8 protein-coding genes are annotated in these 6080 nt (G+C 62.1%); 7 read left to right on the top strand and 1 reads right to left on the bottom strand.

Translation table 11 applies throughout. The features are described 5' to 3' along the window. Positions 1 to 452, top strand: a 452-nt coding sequence (locus tag VNZ93_RS08210) for an integrase core domain-containing protein (protein ID WP_325702728.1), incomplete at its 5' end; no start/stop codon positions are given. A gap of 136 nt (positions 453 to 588) precedes the next feature. Here the strand turns inward: VNZ93_RS08210 and VNZ93_RS08205 are convergent. Continuing rightward, positions 589 to 2586: a cation-translocating P-type ATPase gene (locus VNZ93_RS08205; protein WP_325702725.1), complete on the bottom strand. Its 1998-nt coding sequence runs from the start codon at positions 2584 to 2586 to the stop codon at positions 589 to 591. Positions 2587 to 2704: 118 nt separating this feature from the next. Here VNZ93_RS08205 and VNZ93_RS08200 point away from each other — a divergent pair, with 118 nt between their 5' ends. The 6 genes from VNZ93_RS08200 to VNZ93_RS08175 form a co-directional block, all read left to right on the top strand. Beyond that, positions 2705 to 3130 carry a TIGR01244 family sulfur transferase gene (locus tag VNZ93_RS08200; RefSeq protein WP_325702722.1) on the top strand — a complete coding sequence of 142 codons (426 nt, stop codon included), beginning with the start codon at positions 2705 to 2707 and terminating at the stop codon, positions 3128 to 3130. Between the two features lie 27 nt (positions 3131 to 3157). Then, on the top strand, positions 3158 to 4048 hold the full coding sequence (locus VNZ93_RS08195; protein WP_325702719.1) for an MBL fold metallo-hydrolase: 891 nt from the start codon (positions 3158 to 3160) through the stop codon (positions 4046 to 4048). Beyond that, positions 4045 to 4389 (top strand): metalloregulator ArsR/SmtB family transcription factor, encoded by a 345-nt coding sequence (locus VNZ93_RS08190; RefSeq protein WP_325702731.1) that lies wholly within the window; start codon positions 4045 to 4047, stop codon positions 4387 to 4389. The genes VNZ93_RS08195 and VNZ93_RS08190 overlap by 4 nt, the downstream gene beginning before the upstream one ends. Next, a complete protein-coding gene (locus VNZ93_RS08185) occupies positions 4382 to 4810 on the top strand; it encodes a YeeE/YedE family protein (RefSeq protein ID WP_325702717.1) in 429 nt (142 codons plus the stop codon). Before VNZ93_RS08190 ends, VNZ93_RS08185 begins: the two co-directional genes overlap by 8 nt. Positions 4811 to 4814: 4 nt before the next feature. Next, on the top strand, positions 4815 to 5231 hold the full coding sequence (locus tag VNZ93_RS08180; protein ID WP_325702714.1) for a YeeE/YedE family protein: 417 nt from the start codon (positions 4815 to 4817) through the stop codon (positions 5229 to 5231). A gap of 31 nt (positions 5232 to 5262) precedes the next feature. Beyond that, the coding region (locus VNZ93_RS08175) for a SulP family inorganic anion transporter (RefSeq protein WP_325702710.1) at positions 5263 to 6080 on the top strand (818 nt) is incomplete at its 3' end.

Raw genomic sequence — 6080 nt, 5'->3', positions numbered from 1 at the left:
GTCGTGTCGCCCGCGAGCTTACCGATCTGATCAGCCGTCGCGGCAAGCCGGACATGATCGTTTCGGATCACGGCACCGAGTTCACGTCGAACGCCATCCTTGCCTGGTCGAAAGATCATCGAGTCGAGTGGCATTACATCGCGCCAGGCAAACCCATGCAGAATGGCTATGTGGAGAGCTTCAACGGTCGGATGCGGGACGAGCTGCTGAACGAGAGCCTGTTCTTCGGCATCGACCATGCGCGCAGCGCCATCGCTGAATGGAGGCAGGACTTCAACACCGCGCGACCGCATTCCTCGCTCGGATACCAAACCCCGGCAGCCTTTGCCGAAACTCTCACCGCAACCGGCTCCGACGCTTCGCTCGATAAGGGCTTCGCGTCTCCACCGGTTGCTCAACCCGCGCCCTACGGCGTAACAGAAACGGCCGAGGCTCTAATCGCCGCTGGATGACAGTTCAGTGGCAGGTCAGTTACACTAGGAATGCGTGATCGGCGCCGCAGTCTACCATCTCATTTTGCGCAAGCGGAGCGGCAAGCGGGATCTTATCAGCATGCCTGCGCACCCTTTTGCCTCACTCGACGTCTGTCTATCCCTGGGATGAACTCCTGGAGACTTTCCTGCGATAGGTCTCCCTTCGGACCGACGGCGTCTGTCGACGTGGCTGGTGAGGCAGTTTGCTGGCACCCGTCGCGGGCTTGTCGTTGGACCCAGCAAGCAAGCGCAGGCCGTTGAGAACAACCAGAACCGTACCACCCTCGTGGCCAATAACAGCGAGGGGCAATGGCAAGTCAAAGAACAGGCCGCCCGTCACCAGAACGGCCATGGCGATGAGCGCGAAGGCAAGGTTCTGCTTGATGATACGGGCGGTGCGCTTTGCAAGGCGCTGCGCTTCGGCGAGCTTGGTCATGTCTTCGGACAGGAGCGCAACGTCTGCTGCTTGCAAAGCCACGTCGGAACCTGCCGCACCCATGGCAATGCCGACATCGGCCCGCGCAAGGGCAGCCGCATCGTTCACGCCATCGCCTACGAAGGCTACCTTGCCGGTGGCGGCAAGTTCGCCGACCATGCGCACCTTGTCTTCCGGCAGCATGTCGGCGTGGATTTCCTCGGTGCGCAGGCCGAGTTCCTCGCCGATCCGCAGCGCGACGGGACGGCGATCGCCGGTCATCATGACAATCCGGCTCACGCCACCGGCGCGCAAGGACGCGAGCGCGTCCGGTGATGTGGCACGAGCCTGATCGGCAACGGTAATCGCTCCGAGGACGCTTGTGCCCTTGCCAAGGTAGATGACTGTTTGCGTATCCGCAGCAAGCGCTGCGAGCGCAGGATGGTCGATCGCGGCTGACATCTGTGCGGCAAGACGCGGATTGCCGGCCCAGACCTGTCCGCCATCATAATCGCCGACGATGCCGGCGCTTGGGCGGGTGACGACGTTGGCGACCGTGACAGGCCGAATCGAGCGGTCAGCTGCCTCGCGCCGGATCGCAGCCGCGCTGTGGTGCTCCGAATGCGCCTCAAGACCCGCAAGCAGCGCGAGAAAAGCTTCTTCGTTTCCATCAAGCGCCACCACCTGATTGACTGCGGCCTTGCCGGTCGTGAGCGTGCCGGTCTTGTCGAAGGCGAATGTGTCGACGGTTGCGAGTGTTTCGAGCGCGGCGCCACCCTTGAACAACACGCCGCGCCGGGCAGCGGCCGACAGCGCCGACAGGATTGCTGCAGGAACGGAGATCACGACGGCGCAAGGGCTGGCGGCAACCAGCAGGGTCGCGGATTTGTAGAGTGCGCTCTCCCAGTCGCGTCCGAGCCAGTAGAAGACCGCAAAGGCGAGTGCAGCGGCGATCAAGACGCCCACCGTGTAACGCTGGCCGAACCACGCGCTGAAACGCTCGGACGGAGCCTTTGCGGCCTGTGCTTCCGTCACCAACTGGATCATGCGGGCGACGGTGCTTTCTTCGACCGGCTTGGTGATTGCAACTTCGAGCACGCCATCGAGGTTCACGGTCGCCTCGAACACCTGCGCGCCGGGGTCCTTGCTGACAGGAATGGACTCGCCCGTGATGCTGGCGTCATCGAGCGATCCCCTGCCGCCGACGATGATGCCATCAGCTGGAACGCGCGCGCCCGGCCGCAGCACGACCACGTCGTTGACGCGCAGGTTGCCCGCCGGAACCTCTTCCACTTCGCCATCCGGGCGCTTGAGCAGCGCGGTCTCGGGGCGCAGCGCCATGAGCGACTCGACTGCGCGCCGAGCGCGGCCAAGAGCCTGCGCTTCGAGCGTCGTGGAGACGCTGAAAAGGGTCAGGAGCACCGCGCCTTCAAACGGCGCGCCGACGGCTGCTGCGGCAACGGCAGCGACGACCATCAGAAGGTCGATGTCGAGCACCCGCTCGCGCCATAAGGTCTCAAGCGCGCGCCAGGCGGTCGGAAGACCGCCAGCGAGATAGACAACGGCAAGCCCGACGGCAGACATGAACGCAGCGATATCACCCTCGAGCGGCCAGAGGGCCGCGACGGCGAGCACCATGCCCACGACCGCTATCCCGGTGAGAATGGTGGGTAAGTCGAATGTGAATCTCGTCCGCATGCCCTGCTCCCTGCGCATTCAAATGCATAGCGCATTAGTTGCAATTATACTATTGCAATTTTTTGCAATCATATTTACCTGATCGTCATCCAACACGCAGCGAATGAGAAAGCCAGCGATGAAACAGGTTTCCGACAAGCTTTTCGTGTCGCCACAGGTAACGCGGGCGGAATTGATGCAGGCACAGGCCGCAGGGATTGCCGCGATCGTCAACAACCGGCCGGACGGCGAAGAGCCAGGCCAGCCGAGCGCTGCATCCAATGCCGCAATCGCAGCCGAGCTTGAGCTTGGCTACACCCATATTCCAGTCGCCCCGGGCCAGTATTCGCTTGAGCAGGTTCGCGCGCTTCAGGCCGCAATTGCCGCTGCCGAGGGCCCGGTGCTGGCGCACTGCAAGACGGGCACGCGCTCGGCCAGCCTCTATGCCATCGGCGAAGTCCTCGATGGTCGGATGACGAAGGAAGATGTGACGGCATTGGGCCAGTCCATCGGTCTCGATCTTTCCGGCGCCGTCCGTTGGCTCGACGCCAACGCTTCCAATTGATTGATCTATTTTTGGAGTAACTTGTTCATGAGCACGTCCAAGCCAATCGTGAAGGGCTTCTTCGAGCCGCGTACCTTTTCCATTCAGTACGTCGTGGCCGATCCCGAAACGAAGAAGTGCGCGATCATCGATCCGGTCCTCGACTTCGACGAAAAGTCGGGCGCAACGACCACGTCGAGCGCCGACGAAATCCTCGCTTACGTGAAGGCGGAAGGCTACGAGATCGAGTGGATCCTCGACACGCATCCGCATGCCGACCATTTTTCGGCAGCGAGCTACCTCAACAAGGTGACGGGCGCTCCGACCGCAATTGGCGAGAAGGTGACCGAGGTCCAGAAGCTGTGGAAGAGCATCTACAACTGGCCGGAATTTCGTGCGGACGGGTCGCAGTGGGATCGTCTGTTTGCTGAAGGCGACACGTTCAAGGTCGGCAACATTCCAGCGCGCGTGCTCTTCTCTCCGGGCCACACGCTCGCCTCCATCACCTATGTGATCGGCGATGCGGCCTTTGTTCACGACACGCTGTTCATGCCGGATTCCGGCACCGCACGGGCCGACTTTCCGGGCGGCAGCGCGACGCGGCTCTACAATTCGATCATGGAGATCCTGTCCCTGCCGGATGAGACGCGCATCTTCACCGGCCACGACTATCAGCCGGGCGGGCGCGAGCCGCTGTGGGAATCGACCGTGGCCGAGCAGAAGGCGAAGAACACGCACATGTCGAAATGTGCCACCGAGGCTGAGTTCGTCGCCGTGCGCACCGCGCGCGACAAGACACTGGCCATGCCGAAGCTTATCTTGCACGCGCTGCAGGTGAACATGAATGGCGGTCGGCTGCCAGAGCCAGAGGCCAATGGCAAGCGGTACCTGAAGTTCCCGCTTGATGCGCTTGAAGGCGTGACATGGGACGACCGATGACCAGGGACCTTTCGCCAAGTACGGCTGATCTTGTCGCCAATGCTGGAGAGGCAGCGGGCTTCATCAAGAAATTCGCCCACCCCTCTCGGCTGATGATCGTCTGCGCGCTCGTTGATGGCGAACGCTCGGTGCGCGATCTCGAAGACACGCTTGGCATTCGCCAGCCGGGCCTGTCGCAACAGATCGCCGAACTGCGCGATGCGGGCCTGATCGTCGGGCGCAAGGAATCGAAGAACATATTCTATCGCCTCGCCGATGGGCGGGTGAAGGAATTCATCGAACAGATGCACCGGATGTTCTGCGCGCCGCAGCCATCCGGCGATGGAGACAACAATGACTGAATTCACCCCCTGGGCATCGCTGATCGGCGGTACCATGATCGGCCTGTCGGCCGTGCTCCTGATGCTTTGGGAGGGCCGTATCGCCGGCATTTCCGGCATCGCGGGACGGTTGCTCCCGCCCTACCGCGACGGCGCATTCCTGTCGCGTCTCGGCTTCATCGGCGGCATAGTCGCAGCACCGCTTCTCATCTCGCTGGCCAGCGGAACGCCGGTTTCGCAGACGATTTCGTCCAATGTTCCGCTGATGGTCGTTGCAGGCCTTCTCGTCGGCTTCGGTTCCGTCTGGGGCAACGGCTGCACGTCAGGCCATGGCGTGTGCGGGCTTTCGCGCCTGTCGGCGCGTTCGATGGTGGCAACCGCAACCTTCATGGCGACGGCTTTCATCACCGTCTTCGTCGTCCGTCACGTCATTGGAGGCTAACCAGATGTCGTTCCTCGTCAATCTCGCCCTCGGGCTTCTGTTCGGCACAGGCCTCGTCGTCTCGGGCATGGCCGATCCAGCAAAGGTTCTGAACTTCCTCGACATCTTCGGCACGTGGGACCCGTCGCTTGCCTTCGTGATGGGCGGCGCTGTGGTCGTCGCCTTCATCGGCTATCGCCTCGTGTTGCGCCGCGATGCACCGATAATTGGCAAGACGTTCCACCTACCGACGCGCCAAGACATTGACGCGCGCGTTGTCGCTGGTCCGGCCATCTTCGGCATCGGCTGGGGACTTTGCGGCTTCTGCCCTGGTCCTGCGCTCGCCGCAATCGGCCTTGGTGCAACTGGCACGCTGGCTTTCGTCCCGGCCATGATCGCCGGCATGTGGGCAGCGCGCCTACTTGCCGAAAAACGCGCATAACTCCTTCGCGTAACGCAGAGAGATATCCACCATGACACGGCTGGCACGCGCCTTGCCGATCCTAGACTGGGGTCGGCACTACCAGCGCTCGACATTCACCAATGACATGGTCGCCGCGGTAATCGTCACGATCATGCTGATTCCGCAGTCGCTGGCTTATGCGATGCTGGCAGGCCTGCCGGCAGAAGTGGGCCTCTATGCCTCGGTTCTACCCCTCTTTGCCTATGCGATCTTCGGCAGCAGCCGCACGCTGGCGGTTGGACCCGTCGCCGTCGTGTCGCTGATGACGGCAACCGCCGTCGGTGAAATCGCCGCGCAGGGCACGGACGCATATCTCTTTGCTGCGACCCTGCTCGCGCTGATGTCGGGCGTGATGCTGATCGCAATGGGCCTGTTCAAACTCGGCTTCGTGGCAAATTTCCTCAGCCATCCGGTCATTTCGGGGTTCATTACTGCGTCTGGCTTGCTGATCGCGGCAGGACAGCTCAAGCATCTTCTCGGCATTCAGGTGAGCGGGAACACGCTGCATGAAATCGCTATCGGTGTCTTCGGCAACCTCAACAACATCAATGTCGCGACGCTTGTAATTGGTGCCAGCGTGCTCGCCTTCCTCTATTTCGTACGGCTGAAGCTCAAGTCCTTACTGAGGAAGCTGGGGCTTGGCCCTCGGATGGCTGACGTCATCACCAAGGCTGGCCCGGTTGCGGCCGTGGCCGCCACGATCTTTGCGGCAACCGCGTTTGACCTTGGCGGTCAGGGTGTCGCGCTCGTCGGGGAGATTCCACAAGGTTTCCCGGTTCCGGGTGTCCCCGCGATCGATCTCGACATGCTCAAGGCGCTTGCAGGTCC

Origin of the sequence: Pseudorhodoplanes sp. (genome assembly GCF_035565795.1) — a bacterium.
Classification (GTDB): Bacteria; Pseudomonadota; Alphaproteobacteria; order Rhizobiales; family Xanthobacteraceae; genus Pseudorhodoplanes.
This window is presented reverse-complemented; position numbering and strand designations above follow the sequence as displayed.